This is a genomic window from Inhella gelatinilytica, assembly GCF_016093295.1.
GTDB classification, from domain to species: Bacteria; Pseudomonadota; Gammaproteobacteria; order Burkholderiales; family Burkholderiaceae_C; genus Inhella; species Inhella gelatinilytica.
On record NZ_JAEDAL010000004.1, the window covers coordinates 138467 to 161279 of the forward strand.

The following is a 22813-nucleotide window of genomic DNA, read 5'->3' on the forward strand; positions in this document are numbered from 1 at the left end:
CATGGATCACCCGAATTACGCCGTCATCGGTCACCCGATTGCCCACAGTCGGTCGCCTCACATTCACACCCGGTTCGCCGCCCTCACCGGGATCACCCTGAACTATGAGGCCATCGAGGCCCCGGTGGGTGCCTTCGCCGCAACCTTGCGGACTTTGCGGCTGCAGGGCTTGAAGGGATGCAATGTCACGTTGCCGTTCAAGCCTGAGGCGCTGAGCCTGGCGGAACTTTCGAGCGACCGGGCCCAGCGCGCTGGCGCCGCCAACACCCTGGGCTGGTCGGACCAAGGCCGCCTTTGGGCGGACAACACCGACGGGGCGGGCCTGTGCCGTGATTTGACGGAACGCGCCGGCTTCCCCGTCGCGGGTCGGCGCTTGTTGATCTTGGGGGCGGGCGGCGCGGTGGCCGGATGTTTGGCCCCGCTGCTGGCGCTTCGCCCCGCGCACGTGACCCTTTGCAACCGCAGCCCCGAGAAACTGCGCCCCCTGCTCGACCGTCACCAGGATCTGGGCGTTCCCCTGGCCGTGCTGCCCTGGGGGGAGTGCCCCGTTCACGGGTTCGATGGGGTGCTGAACGGCACCAGCGCGGCCTTGGGCGGGAGCGCCTTCAGCCTGCCGCAGGGTCTGTGGGCAAAGGGCGCCTGGGCGCTGGACATGGTCTACGGCCCGGCCGCCGCCGCCTTCTTGCAAGCGGCCCGGGACCAAGGTGCCAGCACCCGAGACGGCCTGGGCATGCTCGTCGAGCAGGCCGCCTTGTCTTTTGAGCGCTGGCATGGCGTGCGACCGGACACGAATCCCGTGTTCAATGAATTGCGTCAAATCGTGCCCGAAGCATGAAAAAAGTGCTGCGTCTGCTGCTGCTGGCCACCTTGCTCGTCGTGAGCCTTCAGCTCTATTTCGCGGGTCGCATCGGCCTGATGGCACTGGTGGACCTTGAGTCCACCACGTTCCAGCGCAGTGAGGCGATGCGCCTCTTGCGCACGCAGGGGCAAGTCCCTTGGCGCCAAGAGTGGCAACCGCTGCCGCGCCTTTCGCCCCAACTGGCTCGGGCGGTCATCGCCAGCGAAGACGCGGGGTTCGCTGAGCACGGCGGTATCGACTGGGATGCGGTGGAAAAAGCCTGGGAACGCAACGAAAAAGCCGAAGCCAGAGCCGCCAAGCGATCCGTGACCCAACCGGCCAAGGTGGTGGGCGGTTCGACCCTGACCCAGCAACTGGCAAAAAATCTCTTCCTGAGTGGCGAACGCCACATGGCGCGCAAGGCACAAGAAGCCCTGTTGACCTTGGGGCTGGAGCTTTTTCTCAGTAAAGAACGGATCCTGGAGCTCTATCTGAACCACGTGGAATGGGGGGAAGGTGTCTTTGGCGCCGAAGCAGCCGCGCGACACTATTTCCGCATTCCGGCGTCGCAGTTGAGCGCGCCCCAGGCCGCCCGACTGGCGGTCATGCTCCCCGCACCCAAGCGCTTTGAAAAACGTCCGACCTCGCCCTATCTCCTCGGACGCAGCGCGACCATTCAAGCCCGCATGCCAGCGGTCGAACTGCCATGAAAGTCATCCTTTTTGCGCTGGAGGATCGCTTGGCCCAGGGTCTCGACTTCGACGCCCTGCTGCACCCGGACTTTTTCGAGTTTGGGCGGAGCGGCCGTCGCTGGAGCCGAACCGAGGTGATGGCTGAGCTGCGAGGCACGGGGACCGCGGCCCAGCGCGCGGACGAGCAGGCCGTCGAGCTCGCCACCAACTGCTGGCAAACGAGTTGGCGCGCCCTGGGCAGCCACCCGGCCTGGCGCAGTTCGATCTGGCTGCACGGCCCAGACGGCTGGCAAATGCGGTTTCACCAAGCCACCCCGCTTCCATGACACTCGACCTTGAAATCGCCCAGACTGCTGCGCGTTTGATTGCGGACGACGGGCTCTCCTGGGGGGCGGCCAAGAAACGGGCCCTCAAAGACCTGGACCTCCCCCCTCGCACGGCCCTGCCCAGCAACGAGTGTGTTGAAGAGGCCCTGCGGGAACACCTCAGCCTGTTTCAGGCGGACACGCAGCCCGCCGAATTGCGCGCACTCAGGGATTTGGCACTCCAGTGGATGGATCGGCTGGCCGAATTCGATCCGCTGGTGGTTGGGGCCGTTTGGCGAGGCACGGCCAACCATTGGTCAGACATTCACCTCGAACTGTTTGCAGATGACGCGAAAGCACCTGAAATTGGCTTGCTCAATGCCGGAGAGCGGCCGGAAGCTGGCCCCAGTCAGCGGGATGGCCGCGGCCGCGACTTGCACACGCTGATCGTCTGGGCTCGCCCACCCCGCGGCTTCGCACACCCGGTGGCCGTGCACCTGGCGGTTTTGGATCCGATCGATCGGCGGGGGGCCCTGCTGCCGGATGGACAAGGCCGAACGTGGCGCGGGGACCGTGAAGGCTTGCGACGGCTGCTGGAATCGCAGTAACTCAGCGCAATCAAACAACTTATCGCTCCATCTGCCGCGAACATGCCGCCTTTGTCAAACAGCTGATTCAACACGGCGAGCCCGGCCACCCCATCGGTGTCGGTGCGCCAGGCGGTGCGGTCTAGCAGGTTGCGAAACAAAGGGATTTCCCGGGCTTCCTCGCCCTTCTGACCGGCATTTGGTTCGGATTTGTAACGAAAAGGCGTAAAGTCCGGGGTTTTGGACTTTTAGGCGAGGCTCTCTAGTGGGCATTTTGGTCGTGCACGGCCCCAACCTGAATTTGCTGGGGACGCGAGAGCCCGAGGTCTATGGCCGCCAAACGTTGGCAGACATTGACGAGCGGCTGGCGCGCCTCGCTCAGCAAGCGGGTGTGGCGCTGAGTAGTTTCCAAAGTAACCACGAAGGGGCGCTGGTGGACCGCATTCAAGCTGCGGGCCACGACGGCACGCGGTTCATTGTGATCAACCCTGCCGCCTACACCCACACCAGCGTCGCCCTGCGCGATGCGCTGGCCGGTGTCGCCCTGCCTTTTATTGAAGTCCATTTGTCCAACATTCACCGACGCGAGCCCTTCCGCCACCACAGCTACTTGAGCGATCAAGCCGTGGGGGTCATCTGTGGCTTGGGGGCACAAGGCTATGAATTGGCCTTGCAGGCAGCCCTCGTCCGTCTCGCGCCAGCGGCTTGACGCTCGGTACATAACAAGGAATCCCCATGGATCTGCGCAAACTCAAGACCCTGATCGACCTCGTTTCGGAATCGAACGTGTCGGAACTCGAAATCACCGAGGCCGATGGCAAGGTTCGCATCGTGAAGAGTGCGCCCGCGGCTGCCGCGGTGGTTCAGACCATGGCCATGGCCCCCATGCCCATGGCTGCGCCGATGCCCATGCCAGCCGCCGCCGTGCCTGCCGCAGCCCCAGTTGCTGAAGCGGCCCCCACCGGGCACATTGTGAAATCGCCCATGGTCGGCACCTTCTACCGCGCCTCGAGCCCGAACGCCAAAGCGTTTGTGGAGATCGGCCAGCAGGTCAAAGCCGGTGAGGCCCTGTGCATCATCGAGGCGATGAAGATCATGAACGAGATCGAGGCCGACGCCACGGGCACCGTCACCAAGATCTACTGCGACAACGGTCAACCCGTGGAGTTCGGCCAGCCGCTGTTCATCATCGAGTAAGGCGGTCGCTGTGTTCAAAAAGATTCTGATCGCCAACCGAGGCGAGATTGCCCTGCGCATCCAGCGAGCGTGCCGTGAACTGGGCATCCAGTCGGTCGTCGTCTATTCCGAGGCCGACCGCGAAGCCAAGTACGTCAAGCTGGCGGACGAGGCGGTCTGCATCGGCCCGGCCCCGTCGGCGCAAAGCTACCTCAGCATGCCGGCCATCATCGCCACCGCGGAGGTGACCGATGCCGAAGCCATTCACCCGGGCTACGGCTTTCTGAGCGAAAACGCCGACTTTGCCGAGCGGGTGGAAACCAGCGGCTTTGTGTTCATTGGGCCCACGCCCGCGGCCATCCGCACCATGGGCGACAAGGTCAGCGCCAAGCAGGCCATGATCAAAGCTGGCGTGCCCTGCGTGCCAGGGTCCGAAGGGGCCCTGCCCGAAGACCCCAAGGAAATCGTGCGCATCGCGCGTGAGGTCGGCTATCCGGTCATCATCAAAGCTGCGGGCGGCGGTGGCGGCCGGGGCATGCGCGTCGTCCACACGGAGGCTGCGCTGCTGCACGCCGTGCAAACCACGCGTTCGGAAGCGGGCGCGGCCTTCGGCAATCCGGCCGTCTACATGGAGAAGTTCCTCGAGAACCCGCGCCATGTGGAAATTCAGATCCTGGCCGACCAGCACAAGAACGCCGTCTGGCTGGGCGAGCGCGACTGCTCGATGCAGCGCCGCCACCAGAAGATCATCGAAGAGGCGCCGGCTCCCGGCATCCCGCGCCGCCTGATCGAAAAGGTGGGCGATCGCTGCGCGGCCGCCTGCAAGAAGATCGGCTACCGCGGCGCGGGCACCTTTGAGTTCCTGTACGAAAACGGCGAGTTCTATTTCATCGAAATGAACACCCGCGTGCAGGTCGAGCATCCGGTCACCGAAATGGTCACGGGGATCGACATCGTCAAGCAGCAGATCCTGATCGCGGCGGGCGAGAAGCTGCCGTTCAGCCAACGCCAAATCGAGATGCGCGGCCACGCCATCGAGTGCCGTATCAACGCCGAGGATCCGGTCAAGTTCGTGCCGTCGCCGGGCCGCATCACCATGTGGCACCCCCCCGGCGGCCCGGGCGTGCGCGTTGACTCGCATGCCTACACCAATTACTTTGTGCCGCCGAACTACGACTCGATGATTGGCAAGATCATCGTGCACGGCGACACCCGCGAGCAGGCCCTGGCGCGCATGCGCACGGCCCTGGCGGAAACCGTGGTGGAAGGCATTCAGACCAACATCCCCTTGCATCGCGAATTGATGGTGGACGCGAAATTTGTCGAGGGCGGCACCAGCATCCACTATCTCGAACACTGGATGCAGCAGCACAAGCGATGAGCACCCTTTTCGAGCTTGCGCTGATCTGCCCTCAGGAGCAGGTCGAGACCGTCAGCGATGCCCTGATGGAACTTGGAGGGCTGTCGGTCACCGTGGAAGACGCGGATGCCGATAGCCCTGACGAGCAAGCCCTGTTTGGCGAGCCTGGCATGCCGGCCCCTCGCGCCGGATGGCAGCGCAGCATCGTCAAGACCTTGTTTGAGCAGGAAGCAGCGGCCACCGAAACGCTCACCACGTTACTGGCGCAGCCGTTCGCCCAAGACGTCCACGTTCAAGGCCTTGTGCCGGTGGATGAACAAGATTGGGTTCGGCTCACCCAGTCGCAGTTCGCCCCGGTTCCCATCACGGACAGTTTTTGGATTGTTCCCAGTTGGCATGAGGCTCCAGCGCAAGCCCGTACGGTCATGCGATTGGATCCAGGGCTTGCGTTCGGTACGGGCACCCACCCCACCACACGCATGTGCCTGCGATGGCTGGCACGGCAGGGCGACCTCGCGGGCCGCCGGGTCTTGGACTACGGGTGCGGATCGGGCATTTTGGCCATCGCGGCGGGCCTCTTGGGAGCGCGCGACCTGACCGGAGTGGACATCGATCCTGCTGCGGTCACGGCCACCGACTACAACGCCCAGACCAATGGAGTCGTCGTTCGCGTGGGTCTACCCGAGTTGGCCGTGGGCGCCTACGACATGGTGCTGGCCAACATCTTGGCGACGCCGCTGAAACTGCTCGCGCCCTTGCTGTGCGCCCATCTCAAACCCGGCGCTCCGTTGATCTTGGCCGGCCTGTTGGAGCGTCAAGTTCAGGAGCTCCAGGCCACCTATGCGCCATGGGTTGAATTGCACGTGGCGGATCAAGAGGAAGGCTGGGTGTTATTGGCGGGGGTGCGATGACCTGGGCGACGCGCTGCCCCACGTGTGCCACGGTTTTCCGCGTGGCCGCTGACCAGTTGCGCGTCAGTGAAGGGTTTGTGCGATGTGGCCGTTGCGATGGTGTTTTTAACGCCCAGTCACAGCTCTTTGATCTTCAGTCCGGCGAAACGATCTCGGTCCCCACACCGGGAGCTCGGCCACAGGCCGCTAACCCATCCGAGCCACTGCAGGAGTCTCGGCTCGATGCGGGACCCACGTTCCGCCCCGAGCCCGCCGAGCCCCCTGCCGATGCGCTCACGAGCGAATTGGAGGCGGCACCTCAGAGACTTGCTCGGGACTGGCCGGATGCCGGTGATCCCGAGCCCGTTTGGACGGATGAGCCTGCTTCGCCGACACAGCCCCTTGACGCCCACACAGAAGGCACCGAGCCCGGCTTGCCGGATGAATGGCCAGCACCCGAAGACGCGACAGCCCGGATGCGCAGTTTGCTTGGCGCTGAGGCGTCCCCTTCCGTAGCGCCTCCGGAGTCGGAACCCTACCCAACCGGACAGTCGCTGCTCTTTGGCTCCGTCACGGAGCCGCCTGCGCGCCCGTCCAAGACCACCGCTGGGTTTGTCTTGAGCGCCGTTTTGCTCCTGGTCGCCGTGCCGGCGCAGTGGGCCTGGTTGTCAAGGGACGAGATTCGCGCCCGTTGGCCCTGGGCCGAAGCAACGTGGCAGAAAGTTTGCACAAACTGTGAGCCTGTGGCGCTTCGTCGCCTGGACGGACTGGTCGTGGCGGCCTCCAGTCTGCAGCCCACCCCCCAAGGTCAGGCCTATCACCTCAGAGTGCGCCTTGACCATCAAGGCCCTTGGCCCGTCACCCCACCTTCACTGGATTTGCTACTCACCGATCGGGAGGGCAAGCCCTTGCTGCGTCGCAGCCTCAGCCCGGCCGAGCTCGGTGTCCAGGTCCAACGGCTTGTGCCCGGTGACAAGTTGGAAATGGAAGCCACGTTCACGGTCGATGAGCGGCTCAATGGGTATGAGGTGGGCATTTTCCAGCCCTGACCCCGGAGATGGCCCCAGCCTGACCCGGCCAGAAAAAAACCGCCCGAAGGCGGTTTTCCTCCAACAAACACGGGCGGCCGACTCACCACCGCCCTGAACAGGCCCTCAGGGCTTGTTGCTGGTCGGGAACGGCCAAGCCGCTTGCGGGCTGAGCGTCGTTTTGGCCGAAGGGGCCTTCTTCACCGGAGGCGACTTCGTGGGGGCTGCCTTTTTCTCGGCGGCCTTCTTCACCGGGGGCGACTTGGTGGGCGAGGCCTGCTTGGCTGGGGCTGCCGCCTTCTTCGCCGGAGCCGCTGCCTTCTTCGCCGGAGCTGCCGCCTTCTTCGCCGGAGCTGCCGCCTTCTTCGCCGGGGCTGCCGCCTTCTTCGCCGGGGCTGCCGCCTTCTTCGCCGGAGCTGCCGCCTTCTTCGCCGGAGCTGCCGCCTTCTTCGCCGGAGCTGCCGCCTTCTTGGCCGGAGCTGCCGCCTTCTTGGCCGGAGCCGCTTTCTTCGCAGTTGCCATGTGAATCTCCTTGATCAAGGGGAGGAACCATCGCCCAGCCCCACGCGTAACAGGGCCGGTACGACCATTCGTTCACGGTCACTCAAGCAACCTTGAACGAATTCTTGTGTCCCAACGGAAAGGAGCGCCTTTCCGCTAGGGCTTGTTGTCAATCTCGATTCAAAGCACAGTCAGCGCAGCCACCGGCCTTGACGTTCAATCCCAGTTCAGCGCGCCCCCGCTTTGATATTCAATGACGCGGGTCTCAAAGAAGTTGCGCTCCTTCTTCAAGTCAATCATTTCACTCATCCAAGGGAACGGGTTCTCCTCGTTCGGGAACAGCGCATCCAAGCCAATTTGCACCGCCCGGCGGTTTGCGATGTAGCGCAGGTAGCCCTTGAACATGGCTGCGTTCAGACCCAGCACGCCCCGCGGCATGGTGTCCTCGGCGTAGCGATACTCCAGCTCGACAGCCTTCAAGAACAGAGCCTTGATCTCGGCCTTGAACTCCGCCGTCCAAAGCTGCGGGTTCTCCAGCTTCAGGGCATTGATCAGATCAATGCCGAAGTTGCAGTGCATGGACTCGTCGCGCAGGATGTACTGGTACTGCTCAGCAGCGCCAGTCATCTTGTTCTGCCGGCCCATGGCCAGGATCTGCGTGAAGCCAACGTAGAAGAAGAGGCCTTCCATCAAGCAGGCGAACACGATCAGGCTTTTCAGCAGGGTCTGGTCGGCCTCGAAGGTGCCGGTCTTGAAGGCCGGGTCCATGATCGCGTCGATGAACGGAATCAGGAACTCATCTTTGTCCCGGATCGACGGCACTTCGTGATAGGCGTTGAAGATCTCGCCTTCGTCCAGGCCGAGCGACTCGACGATGTACTGATAGGCGTGGGTGTGGATCGCTTCTTCAAAAGCCTGACGCAGCAGGAACTGGCGACACTCGGGCGCCGTGATGTGGCGGTAGGTGCCCAGCACGATGTTGTTGGCGGCCAGCGAGTCGGCGGTGACGAAGAAGCCGAGATTGCGCTTGATGATGCGGCGTTCGTCCTCGCTCAAGCCGTTCGGGTCTTTCCAGAGCGCGATGTCGCGGCTCATGTTCACTTCCTGCGGCATCCAGTGGTTGGCGCAGGTAGCGAGGTATTTCTCCCAGGCCCACTTGTACTTGAAGGGGACCAGCTGGTTGACGTCAGTCTGCGCATTGATGATGCGCTTGTCTGCTACGTTCACACGGCGGTGCGCGGACGAAGAGCCAGTTGCCGACGGAGAGACAGAAACGCTGGCCGCATTCTTTGAGGCGGCAACTTCGCCACCGTGAGTGGCCAGTTGGGGAGTGGATTTGACTTCGTCTTCCCAATTCAACATGGGGCGTTCCTCTATACGAAATTATCAAAGTGATGAATACAAATCACCAAGTGTTTTTTGGTTTGAATTTGCATTCAATCCCCCATTTCGTTGTCACAGGACATCGAAATGGGGTTTTGTTCAAAGGATTGAACGTTTAATCAAACAATCCAATGACTGAAATTGCAGAGACCGAGTTACTGACAGGCTTCGCAATCGGGGTTGTCAATGCTGCAGAACTTGGCATCGGTCGCCGGCAACTCAGGCTCCGCAGCGGCCATGGGAGCATGACTGGAAACCGCATTGAGTTGCCCCGCCTTGGCCACCGTGCTCTTCTCGGCGTGCGTGGCACCAATGGTGCGCAGGTAGTAGGTCGTCTTGAGCCCACGCGTCCAAGCGAGTTTGTAGGTTTCGTCGAGCTTGCGCCCCGACGCGCCCGCCATGTAGATGTTCAAGCTCTGCGCCTGGTCGATCCACTTCTGACGGCGCGAGCCTGCCTCGATCAGCCATTGCGGCTCCACCTCAAATGCCGTGGCATACAACTGCTTCAGGTCCTCGGGCACCCGATCGATGCGGCGCAACGAACCGTCAAAGTGTTTGAGGTCCATGACCATCACTTCATCCCACAGCCCGAGTTTCTTCAGGTCCCGAACGAGGTACTCGTTGACCACGGTGAATTCGCCGGACAAATTGGACTTGACAGAAATGTTGCCGAAGCTGGGCTCAATGGACGCGTCCACACCAATGATGTTTGAAATCGTGGCCGTGGGAGCAATGGCGACGCAGTTGCTGTTGCGCATGCCGTGGTGCTGGATTCGAACGCGCAGCGCCTCCCAATCCAACGTCTGACTGCGGTCCACGTCAACGTAACCGCCCCGCTGCTCGGCCAACAAGTTCAGGGTATCCAGGGGCAGGATGCCACGATCCCACAGCGAGCCTTGATACGTGCTGTAACGGCCGCGCTCTTGAGCCAACTCCGAACTGGCCCAGTAGGCGTAGTAGCAAATGGCCTCCATAGAACGATCCGCGAATTCGACGGCGGCTTGGCTGGCATAGGGCGTACGCAGTTGATACAGCGCATCCTGGAAGCCCATCAAACCCAGCCCAACCGGGCGGTGGCGCAAGTTGGAGTCCCGCGCCTTTTTGACCGCGTAGTAGTTAATGTCAATCACGTTATCGAGCATGCGCATGGCCGTCGACACCGTGCGCTTGAGCTTGTCGTGGTCCACATCGCCGTTCTTGAGGTGCTGCGCGAGGTTGATCGAGCCCAGGTTGCAGACGGCGATCTCGCTGTCGTTGGTGTTCAGCGTGATTTCTGTGCACAGATTGCTGGAGTGCACCACCCCGCAGTGCTGCTGCGGCGAGCGCACATTGCAAGCGTCCTTGAACGTGATCCAGGGATGGCCGGTCTCAAACAGCATGGTCAGCATCTTGCGCCACAGCTCGCGCGCACCGACCTTCTTGTAAGGCTTGATCTCGCCCCGCGCGGCCTTTGCCTCGTAGGCCACATAGGCCTTCTCGAACTCGGCGCCGATGAGGTCGTGCAGATCGGGCGTGGTGCTGGGCGAGAACAGGCTCCACTCACCGCCTTCGATCACCCGCTTCATGAACAGGTCGGGAATCCAGTTCGCCGTGTTCATGTCGTGGGTGCGGCGGCGATCGTCGCCCGTGTTCTTGCGCAGCTCCAGGAACTCCTCGATGTCCAGGTGCCAGGTTTCCAGATAGGCGCAGACCGCACCCTTGCGCTTGCCACCCTGGTTGACCGCGACCGCGGTGTCGTTGACAACCTTCAGGAAGGGCACCACGCCCTGGCTCTCGCCGTTCGTCCCCTTGATGTGGCTGCCCAGCGCGCGCACCGGGGTCCAGTCATTGCCCAAGCCGCCGGCGTACTTGCTCAGCAGCGCGTTTTCCTTGATGGCCTCGTAGATGCCGTCGAGGTCATCTGCAACCGTTGTCAGGTAGCAGCTGGACAGCTGCGAACGCAACGTGCCGCTGTTGAACAGCGTCGGCGTGGAGCTCATGAAATCAAAGCTCGACAGCACCTCGTAGAACTCGATCGCGCGCGCCTCGCGGTCAATTTCATTGAGCGCCAACCCCATGGCCACGCGCATAAAGAAAGCCTGCGGCATTTCAATGCGGGTCTTCTTGATGTGCAAGAAGTAGCGGTCGTACAGCGTCTGCAAACCCAGGTAGTCGAAGTTCAGATCGCGCTCGGCCTTGAGCGCGGCGCCCAGTTTGGCCAGGTCGTATTGCGCGAGCCGCGGATCGAGCAACTCGGCCTCAACCCCCTTCTTGATGTACTTGGGGAAGTACTCAACGTACCGCTGCGCCATTTCAGCTTGGGTGGTTTCGCGCCCCAAGATTTCCTTGCGGATGGTGTGCAACAGGATGCGCGCCGTCGCCCGGGTGTAGCCGGGCTCGTTTTCGATCAAGGTGCGGGCCGACAAGATGGCCGCCTTGTAGACCTCATCGAGTGCGACGCCGTCATACAGGTTGCGCTGGGTTTCTGCCAGGATGGGAGCCGCCTTGACCTCCGACCCCAAATCCGCGCAGGCCGATTCGATCAGCGCCTGCAAGGCGGCCAAATCCAGGGGCTTGCGAACGCCGCCATCCAACACGTGCAAGGCTTCGGCTGGCGGCGGCGCAACAGGAGCCTCGCCTTTGGCCGCACGGTCCGACGCACGACGCTCGCGATACAGCACGTACGCCCGAGCAATTTCATGGTGCCCCCCACGCATCAGGGCCAATTCAACGTGGTCTTGAACGTCTTCAATGTGGAAGGTGCCGCCGCCGGGACGCGAGCGCAGCAAGGCCCGCACAACGGCTTCCGTCAGTCCATCAACCGTTTCACGCACACTGGCCGACGCCGCCCCTTGCGCCCCATGAACCGCCAAGAAGGCCTTCATCAAAGCCACCGCAATCTTGCTGGGCTCAAAAGCCACCACCGCACCGTTGCGGCGAATGATGTGGTAGGCCAAATAGGCGGATACCGGGTTCTGCGGCTCGGGGTTCAGGGTGACCGGGCGATCGGTCAGGGGAGCAGCGGCAACAAAGGCGTCGTGCATGGATTCCTCAGTGGTGGTGGATTTGGGGTCGACTTCGGAGCCGACCCAGGCGCCGCCCCACACGGGGCGACTCGGATGACCGTTCATTTCGCCCGCCTCGACTGCTTGTTCACTGCCAAATTTTTCGCAGTCGGCTCAGTTCGGGCGGGGCTTTTTTGATCTCAGGCAAACACTATATCTAGGGTAATTCGATCTCTCAACCACTATTCCTAGCGTATCAATCCGCTTGACAGGGGGCGTTTTCCTTGTTCCACGGGTGAGAGGGGCCACGCCACTCAGGGATCTTCCCAGGGACATTCGGGTGTGTGCCAAGTTGACGGCGGCGCGGTCTTGGCACAATGGCTCACATCCTTCTCAACCGCAAGCCCAGGCAGCCATGAGCTCTACGGATTTGGTGCTCTCTTCCCCCAGTGCAGCAACAACGGGCAGCAGCAAGCCCAGCAAGCAGTTCTTGACCTTTCGCATCGGCGGCGAGGAGTACGGGATCGACATCCTGAAAGTGCAGGAAATTCGGTCCTATGAGAACCCCACCCGGATCGCGCACGCGCCAAGCTTTGTTAAGGGCGTCGTCAATTTGCGGGGCGTAATCGTGCCCATCATGGACTTGCGACTGCGCCTGAATTGCGAAGCCCAGTACAGCAGTTTTACGGTGGTGATCGTGCTCAATGTGGGGCACCGCATCCTCGGCATGGTCGTGGACTCTGTGTCCGACGTGCTGGAGTTGGAGGATGACCAGGTGAAGCCAGCGCCCGATATCGCCGCAGCCATTGATTCGCGCTTTGTTACCGGCCTGGGCAAGGTGGGTGACCGCATCCTGATCCTCTTGGACATTCAGGGCATGGTCACGAGTCCGGAATTCGGCCTCACGGAGTGACCCCCCTCGGCGACTGAGGGGCTCCTTTGATTCGTTAGCACTCTCCACCATTGAGTGCTAATATCTTCCGAATGCGAGCCAAGCCTCGCAGTTGGAGGATTCAGGATGACCGCTACCACTGCATCGACCAGCCTCGCCCTGCGAAGCCCTTGGGCAATGGTGCCTTCGTTGGGCAATTTGGACGCCTACATTCGGGCCGTCCACGCCCTGCCGTTACTCACCGCTGAGGAAGAAGCCGAAAGCGCCCGCCGTCTGCGCGACCACGAAGATGTCGACGCTGCAGGCCGGCTGGTGTTGTCCCATCTGCGGCTGGTCGTGTCCATCTCGCGCCAATACTTGGGCTACGGGTTGCCGCAAGGCGATCTGATTCAAGAGGGCAATGTCGGCCTGATGAAGGCGGTTCGGCGCTTTGACCCTGACCAAGGTGTGCGGCTGGTTTCCTATGCGCTGCACTGGATCAAAGCGGAAATTCACGATTACATCGTCCGCAACTGGCGACTCGTGAAGGTGGCCACCACCAAGGCCCAGCGCAAGTTGTTTTTCAACTTGCGCTCGCTCAAGCATGACCTCAAGGCCCAGGCCGAAGACCCGGTCCGACATGCCCTCACCGCAGCAGAAATTGACCAAGTCGCCCGCAGTCTGAACGTCAGCGCAGACGAAGTGGTGGAGATGGAAACCCGGCTCGCCGGGGGTGAGGTGGCCTTAGAAGCCCCGTCTGACGAGGAAGAAGGCGGCGCTCTGGCGCCCATCCACTACTTGAGCGACGACACCCACGAGCCCAGCCGTCAAATCGAACGCCAAGCCCGCGACCAGTTGGCCAGCCACGGCTTGACGCATGCGCTGGAGCAATTGGATGCCCGCAGCCGCCGAATCGTGGAGGCCCGTTGGCTGGATGTCAACGACGACGCCAGCGGTGGCAAAACCCTGCACGAGTTGGCGGCGGAATATGGGGTGAGTGCGGAGCGAATCCGTCAAATCGAAACGGCTGCACTCAAGAAGATGCGCGCCACTCTGGCATCCGCTTGATCAGCCGCCTTTGAGCAACTGCTGCAGGTCGTGATCCAGCGCCTGCGGCGGTTTCCCATACGGCAGATACACACGAATCCTGCCCTTGTCGTCGAAGAGGAAACTCGCCGCTGTGTGGTCCACGCTGTAGCCGTCAGCACCTTTGCGCGGCACTTTGGCGAAAAAAACCTTGAACTCCTGGGCCAGTGCGGGGAGGGCTTCCGGTGGGGCCCACAAAGCCTCCATGCCCGGTCCAAAGTGCGCGATGTAATCCTTCAATACGGCGGGCGTGTCGCGCTCGGGATCCACCGTCACGAAGAGGCCCACAACACGCTCACCGGCGGCACCCAATCTCTGTTTGGCCAACTTGAGTTCCCCCAGCGTACTGGGGCACACATCGGGGCACTGGGTGTACCCAAAGAAGAGCACAACGACCTTCCCCTGGTAGTCGACCAAGCGCCGCACTTGGCCCTCCGGCGTGCGCAATTCAAAGTCGCGTGCGTAGCCCACACCGGTTAAATCTATGCCTTCAAAACGGCTCACGGGTTGGCACGCCAGAACGCTGCTGGCAGCCGCCAAGGAAAGGCCAAACGACCGTCGGTTTAGCCCTGACTCACAGCGGTACATAGTGGTCCACCAAGAGCGCTGCAAAGAGCAGCGTCAAATACCAAATCGAAAACCAAAAAGTCTGCCGCGCCAGGGCGTCGGAATAACGCCGCCACAGTTTCCACCCCAAATGGCAAAACCGGAGGCCCAGGACCAGCGCGCTCACCAGATAGATCCAGCCACTCATGCCAATGAGAAAGGGCAACAGCGTGGCCGCCAGCAAGATCCAGGTGTAAAGCCAAACCTGCAAGCGCGTGAACTCGCTGCCATGCGTCACCGGCAGCATGGGCAAGCCGGAGCGTCTGTAGTCCTCAACGCGGTACAGCGCCAGCGCCCAGAAGTGCGGCGGCGTCCAAAGAAAAATGATCAAGCACATGAGCCAGGCTTCGGCGCCCAAGTCGCCCCGCATGGCCGCCCAACCCAGCACGGGCGGCATGGCCCCGGAAGCGCCCCCAATCACGATGTTTTGTGGGGTCGTGGGCTTGAGCCACACCGTGTAAACAATCGCGTAGCCCACGAACGTTGCGAGCGTCAACCACAGGGTCAAGGCATTAACCCAAACGAGCAAGACCACCGCGCCGCCGGCACACAAAATCGCGGAAAAAACCAAGGCTTGCCGGGGTGACAGCTCGCCTCGCGCTGTGGGACGCCAAGCCGTTCGCTTCATTTGCGCATCAATACGCTGCTCAATCAAACAATTAAAGGCCGCCGCTGCGCCGGCCACGAGCCAAATACCCAAGCAGGCCGCCAGCATCACCGCGGCCTCGGCCCCCGAAGGAAGACCGGGAACGGCCAAAGCCATGCCAATCAGGGCACAAAAGACGATCAACTGCACCACACGCGGCTTGGTGAGCGCGTAGTACTGCCGCCACAACGGAGGCCGGGCTTCAAGGGTGTTCATGATTTCTGACCTTCTGACGCCCCGAGCGACAGATGCAACAGGAGCACCAACAAAGCCGCCGCTCCCGCGGAATGCACCAATGCCGCCACCAAGGGCCAACCCAGGACGACATTTGAGATGCCCGTAAACACCTGCACCGTCGTTAACACAACCAAGCCTAGCGCCGCCCGCGCCTGCCCCCTGCGCAGGGCGAAGGCCACCGCCAGGAGCGCGGACGTTACCGCCAAAGCACCCAGTCGATGGGCCATGTGAATGGCAGTCAATGCCGAAGCCGGCAACGCTTCACCGCCCGCGGTCACGCCCAATTCACGCCACACTTCAAAACCCTGCGCCCAATCCATGGGTGGCCACGCCTGCCCGTGACAGGTTGGGAAGTCGGGGCAACTCATGACCGCGTAGTTGGTGCTCACCCAGCCGCCGAGCAGAATCTGCAACACAGTCAATCCCAGCGCCCCTCGCAGCGCCCAACGCTGACCGGCGCTGGCCCACCAAGTAGACCGATCCAAGGCCCAAGCCATCGACACCAGCAGCGCCAGCAGAATCAAACCACCCAGCAGGTGGGCCGTCACGATGGCGGGAAACAGGCCCCAGGTAACCGTCCAGGCACCAAACACCCCCTGAATCACGACCCAAACCAAGCTGGCTCCGGCCAGCCACGGGACCGACCGATGCAAGTGCGACCGCCAATACAGGGCCAGCCCGGCCTGCACAAGAATCAAAAAACCAACCGCACTGGCCCAATAGCGATGGACCATTTCAACCCACGCTTTGGTGTGGGTCACCGGCCCATGCGGACGCTGGGCCATCTCAGCGGCGATGTCCGCATGCGCCGCGATCGGGCTCATTTCGCCATAGCAGCCAGGCCAATCGGGGCAGCCCAAACCGGAATCGGAGAGCCGGGTGAACGCCCCGAAGACCACCAAGTCAAAGGTCAAGAAGGCGGTCAGCAAGCACAAGCGGCGCAGACGCACCGCCGCAGGCACCCCTCGGGTTCGAAGGCCCCATACGGCCAGCGGCACAGCACCCAGCGCCAATCCCAGCAGCATCAGCTGAATCAGCGGGGAGAAGTCCACGCCAGTCATCGTCCGGCCCGATCCCAGCCGGCATTGGCCCGCATCAAGTGGCTCAGGTCCTTCTTGATTCGTGCGGGCTCCGGCTGCGCCGGCGCCCGCCACATCCAACGCCCCAGCGGATCGACCAAATACAAATGGGCCGTTTGTCCCTGACCGGCCGCCGGGGCCAACCACCGCGACAGCGCCGCCCCATCCACACGCAAGGCGCGGAAGGCCGGGGTTTGATTGAGCGCCGTCAACAACTCAGGGCGAACAGCGGCGTCATCACTGATCAACCAGAGCTTGTCCAGTTTTTCGCGCTCCTTGCCCAGCATCTCCCGCAACTGCCGTTGCATGAAAAGCCGCTGCTCGCAATCGCCGACGCAACTGCCCCCGTCAACCACGATCAGCAGCCATTGGCCTTTCAATTCCCCTGGGGACACCGCTTCGCCCGAGAGCGTTCGCAAAGCCAGATCCCCCGGCATTTCGAGCGATGGCGTGATCAAGTCACCGTAGCCCTGGCCGCGCGGCTGAATCACATAGAAAGTGAAATAACTCGCCAGTACCGGTAGAGCGCACAAAAACACCACCCAGGCCATCATGCGTCGCCCCCGCCGCGTGCGGTCGCAATCGGCCAGTTTCTCAACTTCGTTCAATTCGTGAACCGTCAGTTGAGCCGGATCGTGCACCGGCGCGGTGTGGTTGGAGGTGTTGGAACCAGACATACAAACCCAATATCAAAGCCGACAGCGCGAACCACTGCACGGCATAACCCCAATGCTTATGAATCCCGTCTTCTGGCGGAGGCCAATTGCACTGCAGCGGCGCGCAACCTGGGCCGGTCTGCCAGGCTACCCAAGGCAAGACTGGCAGCCCCATCTCACGGGAGGCGACCCCAAGGTCAAGATTTTGCCGAAGTGGCCCCGTCCTTGGGCCTCCCAGGTCATAGGCTTGTGAGGCCTGGCGCGCCAAATACCCCTCAACTTGAACAACACCCGGCGGCGAGATCGGCCATGGCGGCACCCCGTGCTGTCCAGGTTGACGCACCTGCCACCCCCGCTGGACCCAGAGCACCCCCCCGCCTTCAAGTGCCAGGGGCGTGACCAAGATGGTCCCCGCACGACGGTCATGGGCCCGGTTGTCCAACCAGAACTGAGCCTCGGGCCGCCAACGTCCGCGCAATCGGACCGGTTGGCGATGCCAATCCCCGTTAGGCCGTGCGACCAATTGAGCCCCATCGATTGCCGGAGCCCTCTCGCGTTGAGCGTGCTCCTGCTGCAAGGCTCTCTTGCCATGGGCTCGATTCACCTGCCACAGGCCCAGCGCGGCGGTGCCGACCACGCCAGCGGCAGCAGCGAGAGTCACAATTAAACGTTTTCGCTGCATACCGGATGGGGCCCCATGAACTGGATTTTTCTCGTCGCCTTTGTGGGCATTCTCGGCGCCTTGGCCGCAGCTGGCGTGTTCATGTTGAGACGTCCTCCGCAAGGGCACCCCCCAACCAAAGCCATGGCCCGCGCGCTGCTCGCTCGCGTGCTCATTTCCATCGCCTTGTTCGCGCTGATCCTGCTGGCTTGGAAATTGGGGTGGATTCAGCCCCGTGCGAACCCGCTGGGCCGCTGAACCGACCACCAACTAAAAAGCGCCGCATCAGAGCGGCGCTTTGCTTTGGAGGGATCTGGGGGCTTACATCCAGTAAACCACAACGTAGAGCCCCAACCACACCACGTCCACGAAGTGCCAATACCAGGCAGCCCCTTCAAAACCGAAGTGACGATCTGGCGTGAAATGTCCCTTTTGCAGACGCAGGGTGATGAAGAGCAACATCAGCATGCCGACAAAAACGTGAAAGCCGTGGAAGCCGGTCAGCATGAAGAAGGTGGACCCAAACACGCCGGAGCTCAACTTCAGGTTCAAGTCACGGTAGGCGTGCATGTACTCGTAGCCCTGAACGAACAGGAACGTAATACCGAGCAACACGGTCAACCACATGAATTGGATGGTCTTAGCGCGATTGCCAGCGATCAGCGCGTGGTGTGCGATGGTCAGCGTCAGGCCTGAGGTCAACAGCAGCGCGGTGTTGACCGTCGGCAGGGGCCATGGCCCGATGGTCTGGAAGGCTTCAATGGTGCCCGCAGGGGAGGCCGTACCGCCGCCAGTGCTCGGCCACAGGGCCTTGAAGTCTGGCCACAAAAGCGCATGCTCCGCGTTACCCAACATGGGCACAGAGTGCACCCGGGCCCAGTACAGCGCCCCAAAGAAGGCCGCAAAGAACATCACCTCCGAAAAGATGAACCAGCCCATGCTCCAACGGAAGGAGACATCAATGCGATCGCTGTACAGGCCGCCTTCACTTTCGCGAATGGCATCGCCGAACCACTGCTTGAGCACAAACAGCCACCACAGCAAGCCAAAAGCCAGCGAATAAGCGCCCCAACCTTGGCCATTGACCCACTGGCCCGCGCCCAGGATCACGAAGAACAGGCCAAAGGCCGCCATAGCCGGGTGGCGCGACGGCCCCGGAACAAAGTAATGGGGCGCGGCCCCAGGGGTTGCAGCTGCCATTTCAGGTTCTCCTCGAATGGTTCTTCTCTACCAAACTCAGCTGGCCACGCCTGAGGCAATGATCCAGCGCACCAGCATCACCAAGGCCAACACAAAAAGCGCAGCCCCAATCACGCCAGCAACAATTACATGCACCGGATTGAGCCGTGCCATATCGGCCTCGTGCTCAGCCCCTTTGCGCACACCAAAAAAACTCCAGGCCACGGCCCGCACCGTTTGCCCAAAAGACAGGGGCCGAGCCACGGCCTCTTTCAATTCATCCACCGGATCCACTCGCCCGGCCTTCACAGCGACGCCAGCTTCTTGCCTGGCACCTCAAAGAAGGTGTAGGACAGCGTGATGGTGTGGACGTCCTTCGGCAACTTGGGATCGACCACAAACACCACCGGCCATTCCTTGCTCTCGCCAGGCTGAAGCGTGTATTCGTTGAAGCAAAAACACTCGACTTTGTTGAAGTGAGAGGCCGCTTGCTTGGGCGCATAGCTCGGAATGGCTTGGGCCGCCATCACCCGGTCTTGCCGATTGCGAAAGGTGTACATCACCGTCGCCATCTGGCCCGGGTGAACCTTCATCTGACTGATTTCAGGCTTGAAGTCCCAGGGACCCCGCGCATTGGCATCAAACTCAACCGTGATCCAGCGCCCCTCGTCCACTTGCGTATTCTTGGCCTGCTCCCGGCGCTCGGAAAGGCTGAGCACATTGATACCCAGTGCCTCGCAAACGGCGCGATACAAAGGCACCAAGGCATACCCGAAGCCAAACATCAGGAGTGCCACCACCGCGAGCTTGAAAAAAAGCTCACGGTTGGCCACTTTGAGCCGGTTCAGCCAGGACGACGTGCTCACCCTGGATCCCTTAAAGCCACATCATCTTGGCCATGAAACCCAGACCGAACGCCAGCGCCACGCTGAGCAAAATCCAGCCCAGCTTGCGGTTGGCCTTCTCTTGCTCGGGGCTCATCAGCCAATCACCTTGGTTGCCGAGGCATCCAATTTGGGCGGAGTCTCAAAAGTGTGGAAGGGCGCCGGCGACGGCACTTCCCACTCCAGGCCTTCCGCGGCCTCCCAGGGCTTTTGCGGTGCCTTCTCGCCCTTACCGCGCAGCATGGGCAGTGCCACGGCCAAGAAGAAGTAAACCTGCATCAGACCAAAGCCCAGGGCACCGATCGAGGCCACCGCATTGAAATCGGCGAACTGCATGGGGTAGTCGGCGTAACGGCGCGGCATACCGGCCAGGCCCAGGAAGTGCATGGGGAAGAAGGTGATGTTGAAGAACACCAACGAACCCCAGAAGTGCAGCTTGCCACGGAACTCCGAAATCATCACACCGGACCACTTCGGGCCCCAGTAGTACACGCCCGCGAAAAGTGCGAACAACGAACCGGCCACCAGCACGTAGTGGAAGTGCGCCACCACGTAGTAGGTATCCTGAATCTGGATGTCCACCGGAGCCATCGCGCAGATCAGACCGGTGAAGCCGCCCATGGTGAACACGAAGATGAAGCCCACAGCCCACAGCATCGGGGTCTCGAAGGTCATCGAACCGCGCCACATCGTGGCCAGCCAGTTGAAGATCTTCACGCCCGTGGGCACGGCAATCAGCATCGTGGCGTACATGAAGAACAACTGGCCCGTCACCGGCATGCCGGTGGCGAACATGTGGTGGGCCCAGACGATGAACGAGAGGATGGCGATCGAAGCCGTGGCGTACACCATGGAGGCGTAGCCAAACAGGCGCTTGCGCGCGAAGGCCGGCACGATCTGGCTGACGATGCCGAAGGCCGGCAAGATCATGATGTAGACCTCGGGGTGACCGAAGAACCAGAAGATGTGCTGGTACATCACCGGGTCACCGCCGCCGGCGGGGTTGAAGAAGGTGGTGCCGAAGTGACGATCCGTCAGGGTCATCGTGATGGCACCGGCCAACACCGGCATCACGGCGATCAGCAGATACGCCGTGATCAGCCAGGTCCAGGCAAACATCGGCATCTTCATCAAGGTCATGCCCGGAGCGCGCATGTTCAGGATGGTGACGATGATGTTGATCGAGCCCATGATGGACGAGGCGCCGAGGATGTGCATCGCGAAGATGCCGGCATCCATCGAGGGCCCCATCTGCAGGGTCAGCGGCGCGTAGAGCGTCCACCCGGCGGCAGGCGCACCACCGGGCATGAAGAAGCTCGCCACCAGCATGATGGCCGCCGGAATCATCAGCCAAAAGCTGAAGTTATTCATCCGCGCGAAGGCCATGTCCGATGCGCCAATCTGCAGCGGAATCATCCAGTTCGCGAAGCCCACGAAGGCCGGCATGATGGCGCCGAACACCATGATCAGACCGTGCATGGTCGTGAACTGGTTGAAGCGCTCGGGGTTGAAGAACTGCAGCCCCGGCTCGAAGAGCTCAGCGCGAATGAACAGCGCCAAGAGGCCGCCCACCATCAACATGGTGAAGGCAAACAGCAGGTACAAGGTACCAATGTCTTTGTGGTTGGTCGCGAAGACCCAACGGCGCCAGCCCGTGGGGGCATGGTGATCGTCATGGTGATCGTGGCCGTGGGCGTGGTGATCCATCACTGCGCTCATGTCAATTCCTTCTCAGATCACTTGCGGGCAGCGGCCATTTCGGCCGGCTGCACGATCTGGCCGGTCTTGTTGGACCAGCTGTTCTTGGTGTACGTGATGACCGCAGCCAACTCGACGTCGTTGAGCTGCTTCCAGGCCGGCATCGTGCCGTTGGCGGCGCCGTTGAGCACCACAGCGATTTGCTTGCCCTTGTCGGCATCCGTGACGATGGCCGAGCCATCCAAAGGCTTGATCGGGCCGGCCCCCTTGCCATCGGCTCGGTGGCAAGCCGCACAGTTGGCGCTATACACCTTTTCGCCCCGGGCCATCAGCTCGTCTTGCGTCCACTCTTTGGTGGGGTCATCGGCCTTAGCAGCGGCCTTTTTCAGTTCGTCCGCCACCCAGGCGCTGTACTTCTCAGCCGACAGCACTTTCACGTGGATGGGCATGTAGGCGTGTTCTTTGCCACACAACTCCGCACACTGGCCGTAAAAGTCACCTTCCTTTTCAGCTTTGAACCACGTGTCCCGCACAAAACCGGGGATCGCGTCTTGCTTCACCCCAAAGGCTGGCACCATCCAGGCGTGGATCACGTCATTGGCGGTGGTGATGATGCGAATCTTTTTACCCACCGGCACCACCAGCGGGTTGTCCACCTTCAAGAGGTAGTTGTCCACCTTTTCAGGCTTGCCACTGTCGCTCTGTTCGCGCTGAGCCGGGTCCAGCGACGACAGGAAGCCAATGCCCTTGCCCTCGCCATTCAGGTAGTCGTAGCCCCACTTCCACTGGTAGCCGGTGGCCTTGATGGTGATGTCGGCGTTGGTGGTGTCCTTCATTGCGACCACCACCTTGGTAGCCGGCAAGGCCATGCCGATCACGATGATGAACGGCACCACCGTCCACGCGATTTCCACCGCCACCGATTCGTGAAAATTGGCCGGCTTCGCACCCCGCGATTTGCGGTGCTTGAAGATGGAATAGAACATCACGCCGAAGACCACCACAAAGATGGCGGTACAGATCCACATCATCATGACGTGCAGATCCATTTGCCACGCTGCGATCTGCGTCACCGGCGGATGCAAGTTCAATTGATTGACCGCCGGGCCACCGGGAAGATCGTTCACGGCGAAGGCTGCCGGCGCCCCGACCGCGGCCGCCAAGGCCAGACCGGCTTGCGCCAGGTGCCCCATGCCATGCAGGGCTTTCTTGTGTGCGTTATTCATGTCTGCAGTTCGACTCCGGTTGCTGCGGTTCACGTCGCAACCGCAGGTGCGGTTGCCATGAGTGCAAGGCCCGGCCCCGAATTGGGGTCGGCGGAAAAGCGGCGCATTCTATGCCGCTACCTCAGGCCCTCGGCTCCAGCCTTGATCCAGAACAAGCTCGGGTAAACCCGCCATACCCCCCATTTGACGAAGCCAAAGCCCTTTGATCCGGCGTAGATCATCCCCCCAGCACCCCGGGGT

The 22813-nt window shown here is 61.8% G+C and carries 26 protein-coding genes; 12 read left to right on the forward strand and 14 right to left on the reverse strand.

The features are described from left to right. The first annotated feature begins 1 nt into the window (after position 1). The 9 genes from aroE to I7X43_RS16620 all read left to right on the forward strand — a co-directional run bounded on the left by aroE (position 2) and on the right by I7X43_RS16620 (position 6897). On the forward strand, positions 2 to 835 hold the full coding sequence (gene aroE, locus I7X43_RS10230) for a shikimate dehydrogenase (RefSeq protein ID WP_198100836.1): 834 nt from the start codon (positions 2 to 4) through the stop codon (positions 833 to 835). Next, positions 832 to 1548: a monofunctional biosynthetic peptidoglycan transglycosylase gene (gene mtgA, locus I7X43_RS10235; protein WP_198100837.1), complete on the forward strand. Its 717-nt coding sequence runs from the start codon at positions 832 to 834 to the stop codon at positions 1546 to 1548. Before aroE ends, mtgA begins: the two co-directional genes overlap by 4 nt. Then, positions 1545 to 1856, forward strand: a complete 312-nt coding sequence (locus I7X43_RS10240; RefSeq protein ID WP_198100838.1) for a nuclear transport factor 2 family protein — start codon at positions 1545 to 1547, stop codon at positions 1854 to 1856. The genes mtgA and I7X43_RS10240 overlap by 4 nt, the downstream gene beginning before the upstream one ends. Continuing rightward, the gene (locus I7X43_RS10245; RefSeq protein ID WP_198100839.1) at positions 1853 to 2443 is read left to right on the forward strand and encodes a hypothetical protein; all 591 of its coding nucleotides are present in this window, start codon (positions 1853 to 1855) and stop codon (positions 2441 to 2443) included. Before I7X43_RS10240 ends, I7X43_RS10245 begins: the two co-directional genes overlap by 4 nt. Before the next feature lie 250 nt (positions 2444 to 2693). Then, positions 2694 to 3131, forward strand: a complete 438-nt coding sequence (aroQ, locus tag I7X43_RS10250; protein ID WP_198100942.1) for a type II 3-dehydroquinate dehydratase — start codon at positions 2694 to 2696, stop codon at positions 3129 to 3131. Positions 3132 to 3157: 26 nt separating this feature from the next. Then, positions 3158 to 3619, forward strand: coding sequence for an acetyl-CoA carboxylase biotin carboxyl carrier protein (accB, locus tag I7X43_RS10255; RefSeq protein ID WP_198100840.1), 462 nt, complete (start codon positions 3158 to 3160; stop codon positions 3617 to 3619). Between the two features lie 10 nt (positions 3620 to 3629). After that, positions 3630 to 4979 (forward strand): acetyl-CoA carboxylase biotin carboxylase subunit, encoded by a 1350-nt coding sequence (accC, locus tag I7X43_RS10260; RefSeq protein WP_198100841.1) that lies wholly within the window; start codon positions 3630 to 3632, stop codon positions 4977 to 4979. Next, a complete protein-coding gene (gene prmA / locus I7X43_RS10265; RefSeq protein ID WP_198100842.1) occupies positions 4976 to 5869 on the forward strand; it encodes a 50S ribosomal protein L11 methyltransferase in 894 nt (297 codons plus the stop codon). Before accC ends, prmA begins: the two co-directional genes overlap by 4 nt. Next, a complete protein-coding gene (locus tag I7X43_RS16620; protein ID WP_198100843.1) occupies positions 5866 to 6897 on the forward strand; it encodes a zinc-ribbon and DUF3426 domain-containing protein in 1032 nt (343 codons plus the stop codon). Before prmA ends, I7X43_RS16620 begins: the two co-directional genes overlap by 4 nt. 82 nt (positions 6898 to 6979) lie before the next feature. Here I7X43_RS16620 and I7X43_RS10275 read toward each other — a convergent pair whose 3' ends face one another. The 3 genes from I7X43_RS10275 to I7X43_RS10285 form a co-directional block, all read right to left on the reverse strand. Then, positions 6980 to 7429, reverse strand: a complete 450-nt coding sequence (locus tag I7X43_RS10275; RefSeq protein ID WP_198100844.1) for a hypothetical protein — start codon at positions 7427 to 7429, stop codon at positions 6980 to 6982. A gap of 164 nt (positions 7430 to 7593) precedes the next feature. Further along, complete coding sequence (locus I7X43_RS10280) at positions 7594 to 8739, reverse strand: ribonucleotide-diphosphate reductase subunit beta (RefSeq protein WP_198100845.1); 1146 nt, start codon at positions 8737 to 8739, stop codon at positions 7594 to 7596. 176 nt (positions 8740 to 8915) lie between these two features. After that, on the reverse strand, positions 8916 to 11870 hold the full coding sequence (locus I7X43_RS10285; RefSeq protein WP_246480331.1) for a ribonucleoside-diphosphate reductase subunit alpha: 2955 nt from the start codon (positions 11868 to 11870) through the stop codon (positions 8916 to 8918). 289 nt (positions 11871 to 12159) lie between these two features. On the opposite strand from I7X43_RS10285, the gene I7X43_RS10290 reads away from it, so the two are divergent. Both I7X43_RS10290 and rpoH read left to right on the forward strand, forming a co-directional pair. Next, positions 12160 to 12657, forward strand: coding sequence for a chemotaxis protein CheW (locus I7X43_RS10290; protein WP_198100846.1), 498 nt, complete (start codon positions 12160 to 12162; stop codon positions 12655 to 12657). Positions 12658 to 12762: 105 nt separating this feature from the next. Further along, positions 12763 to 13683 (forward strand): RNA polymerase sigma factor RpoH, encoded by a 921-nt coding sequence (gene rpoH, locus I7X43_RS10295; RefSeq protein WP_198100847.1) that lies wholly within the window; start codon positions 12763 to 12765, stop codon positions 13681 to 13683. Here rpoH and I7X43_RS10300 read toward each other — a convergent pair whose 3' ends face one another. From I7X43_RS10300 to I7X43_RS16625, 5 genes are all read right to left on the reverse strand, one after another. Further along, positions 13684 to 14205, reverse strand: a complete 522-nt coding sequence (locus I7X43_RS10300; protein ID WP_310737554.1) for an SCO family protein — start codon at positions 14203 to 14205, stop codon at positions 13684 to 13686. It abuts the gene before it with no gap. A 70-nt stretch (positions 14206 to 14275) separates the two neighbouring features. Further along, complete coding sequence (gene cyoE, locus I7X43_RS10305) at positions 14276 to 15169, reverse strand: heme o synthase (RefSeq protein ID WP_198100849.1); 894 nt, start codon at positions 15167 to 15169, stop codon at positions 14276 to 14278. Beyond that, a complete protein-coding gene (locus I7X43_RS10310; protein ID WP_198100850.1) occupies positions 15166 to 16251 on the reverse strand; it encodes a COX15/CtaA family protein in 1086 nt (361 codons plus the stop codon). The genes cyoE and I7X43_RS10310 overlap by 4 nt, the downstream gene beginning before the upstream one ends. After that, positions 16248 to 16946 carry an SCO family protein gene (locus I7X43_RS10315; protein ID WP_198100851.1) on the reverse strand — a complete coding sequence of 233 codons (699 nt, stop codon included), beginning with the start codon at positions 16944 to 16946 and terminating at the stop codon, positions 16248 to 16250. Before I7X43_RS10315 ends, I7X43_RS10310 begins: the two co-directional genes overlap by 4 nt. Next, positions 16864 to 17607, reverse strand: coding sequence for an SURF1 family protein (locus tag I7X43_RS16625; protein ID WP_375140392.1), 744 nt, complete (start codon positions 17605 to 17607; stop codon positions 16864 to 16866). The genes I7X43_RS10315 and I7X43_RS16625 overlap by 83 nt, the downstream gene beginning before the upstream one ends. A gap of 15 nt (positions 17608 to 17622) precedes the next feature. Between I7X43_RS16625 and I7X43_RS10325 the strand changes: the two genes are divergently transcribed. Next, the gene (locus I7X43_RS10325; RefSeq protein ID WP_198100853.1) at positions 17623 to 17844 is read left to right on the forward strand and encodes a DUF2909 domain-containing protein; all 222 of its coding nucleotides are present in this window, start codon (positions 17623 to 17625) and stop codon (positions 17842 to 17844) included. 63 nt (positions 17845 to 17907) lie between these two features. On the opposite strand, the gene I7X43_RS10330 is transcribed toward I7X43_RS10325, so the two are convergent. The 6 genes from I7X43_RS10330 to coxB are packed head-to-tail and all read right to left on the reverse strand — an operon-like array spanning position 17908 to position 22540. Then, the gene (locus tag I7X43_RS10330; protein ID WP_198100854.1) at positions 17908 to 18786 is read right to left on the reverse strand and encodes a cytochrome c oxidase subunit 3; all 879 of its coding nucleotides are present in this window, start codon (positions 18784 to 18786) and stop codon (positions 17908 to 17910) included. 36 nt (positions 18787 to 18822) lie between these two features. Next, positions 18823 to 19050 (reverse strand): DUF2970 domain-containing protein, encoded by a 228-nt coding sequence (locus I7X43_RS10335; protein ID WP_198100944.1) that lies wholly within the window; start codon positions 19048 to 19050, stop codon positions 18823 to 18825. Positions 19051 to 19070: 20 nt separating this feature from the next. Continuing rightward, the gene (locus I7X43_RS10340; protein WP_310737555.1) at positions 19071 to 19631 is read right to left on the reverse strand and encodes a cytochrome c oxidase assembly protein; all 561 of its coding nucleotides are present in this window, start codon (positions 19629 to 19631) and stop codon (positions 19071 to 19073) included. 10 nt (positions 19632 to 19641) lie between these two features. Beyond that, positions 19642 to 19746: a cytochrome oxidase small assembly protein gene (locus tag I7X43_RS16275; RefSeq protein WP_216860122.1), complete on the reverse strand. Its 105-nt coding sequence runs from the start codon at positions 19744 to 19746 to the stop codon at positions 19642 to 19644. Beyond that, positions 19746 to 21368 carry a cytochrome c oxidase subunit I gene (gene ctaD / locus I7X43_RS10345; RefSeq protein WP_198100855.1) on the reverse strand — a complete coding sequence of 541 codons (1623 nt, stop codon included), beginning with the start codon at positions 21366 to 21368 and terminating at the stop codon, positions 19746 to 19748. Before ctaD ends, I7X43_RS16275 begins: the two co-directional genes overlap by 1 nt. A 17-nt stretch (positions 21369 to 21385) precedes the next feature. Further along, on the reverse strand, positions 21386 to 22540 hold the full coding sequence (gene coxB / locus I7X43_RS10350) for a cytochrome c oxidase subunit II (protein WP_198100946.1): 1155 nt from the start codon (positions 22538 to 22540) through the stop codon (positions 21386 to 21388). Positions 22541 to 22813: the final 273 nt, after the last annotated feature.

What these genes read in the sequence shown, in the direction of transcription:
- I7X43_RS10290 (WP_198100846.1), top strand. Translation starts at nt 12,160, where the DNA reads ATGAGCTCTACGGATTTGGTGCTCTCTTCCCCCAGTGCAGCAACAACG.
- I7X43_RS10315 (WP_198100851.1), bottom strand. Translation starts at nt 16,946, where the DNA reads ATGTCTGGTTCCAACACCTCCAACCACACCGCGCCGGTGCACGATCCG.
- I7X43_RS10330 (WP_198100854.1), bottom strand. Translation starts at nt 18,786, where the DNA reads ATGGCAGCTGCAACCCCTGGGGCCGCGCCCCATTACTTTGTTCCGGGG.
- I7X43_RS10240 (WP_198100838.1), top strand. Translation starts at nt 1,545, where the DNA reads ATGAAAGTCATCCTTTTTGCGCTGGAGGATCGCTTGGCCCAGGGTCTC.
- aroE (WP_198100836.1), top strand. Translation starts at nt 2, where the DNA reads ATGGATCACCCGAATTACGCCGTCATCGGTCACCCGATTGCCCACAGT.
- I7X43_RS10325 (WP_198100853.1), top strand. Translation starts at nt 17,623, where the DNA reads ATGAACTGGATTTTTCTCGTCGCCTTTGTGGGCATTCTCGGCGCCTTG.
- I7X43_RS10285 (WP_246480331.1), bottom strand. Translation starts at nt 11,870, where the DNA reads ATGAACGGTCATCCGAGTCGCCCCGTGTGGGGCGGCGCCTGGGTCGGC.
- I7X43_RS10275 (WP_198100844.1), bottom strand. Translation starts at nt 7,429, where the DNA reads ATGGTTCCTCCCCTTGATCAAGGAGATTCACATGGCAACTGCGAAGAA.
- I7X43_RS16625 (WP_375140392.1), bottom strand. Translation starts at nt 17,607, where the DNA reads ATGCAGCGAAAACGTTTAATTGTGACTCTCGCTGCTGCCGCTGGCGTG.
- I7X43_RS16275 (WP_216860122.1), bottom strand. Translation starts at nt 19,746, where the DNA reads ATGAGCCCCGAGCAAGAGAAGGCCAACCGCAAGCTGGGCTGGATTTTG.
- ctaD (WP_198100855.1), bottom strand. Translation starts at nt 21,368, where the DNA reads ATGAGCGCAGTGATGGATCACCACGCCCACGGCCACGATCACCATGAC.
- cyoE (WP_198100849.1), bottom strand. Translation starts at nt 15,169, where the DNA reads ATGAACACCCTTGAAGCCCGGCCTCCGTTGTGGCGGCAGTACTACGCG.
- accB (WP_198100840.1), top strand. Translation starts at nt 3,158, where the DNA reads ATGGATCTGCGCAAACTCAAGACCCTGATCGACCTCGTTTCGGAATCG.
- coxB (WP_198100946.1), bottom strand. Translation starts at nt 22,540, where the DNA reads ATGGGGCACCTGGCGCAAGCCGGTCTGGCCTTGGCGGCCGCGGTCGGG.
- mtgA (WP_198100837.1), top strand. Translation starts at nt 832, where the DNA reads ATGAAAAAAGTGCTGCGTCTGCTGCTGCTGGCCACCTTGCTCGTCGTG.
- I7X43_RS10245 (WP_198100839.1), top strand. Translation starts at nt 1,853, where the DNA reads ATGACACTCGACCTTGAAATCGCCCAGACTGCTGCGCGTTTGATTGCG.
- rpoH (WP_198100847.1), top strand. Translation starts at nt 12,763, where the DNA reads ATGACCGCTACCACTGCATCGACCAGCCTCGCCCTGCGAAGCCCTTGG.
- I7X43_RS10280 (WP_198100845.1), bottom strand. Translation starts at nt 8,739, where the DNA reads ATGTTGAATTGGGAAGACGAAGTCAAATCCACTCCCCAACTGGCCACT.
- I7X43_RS16620 (WP_198100843.1), top strand. Translation starts at nt 5,866, where the DNA reads ATGACCTGGGCGACGCGCTGCCCCACGTGTGCCACGGTTTTCCGCGTG.
- prmA (WP_198100842.1), top strand. Translation starts at nt 4,976, where the DNA reads ATGAGCACCCTTTTCGAGCTTGCGCTGATCTGCCCTCAGGAGCAGGTC.
- I7X43_RS10310 (WP_198100850.1), bottom strand. Translation starts at nt 16,251, where the DNA reads ATGACTGGCGTGGACTTCTCCCCGCTGATTCAGCTGATGCTGCTGGGA.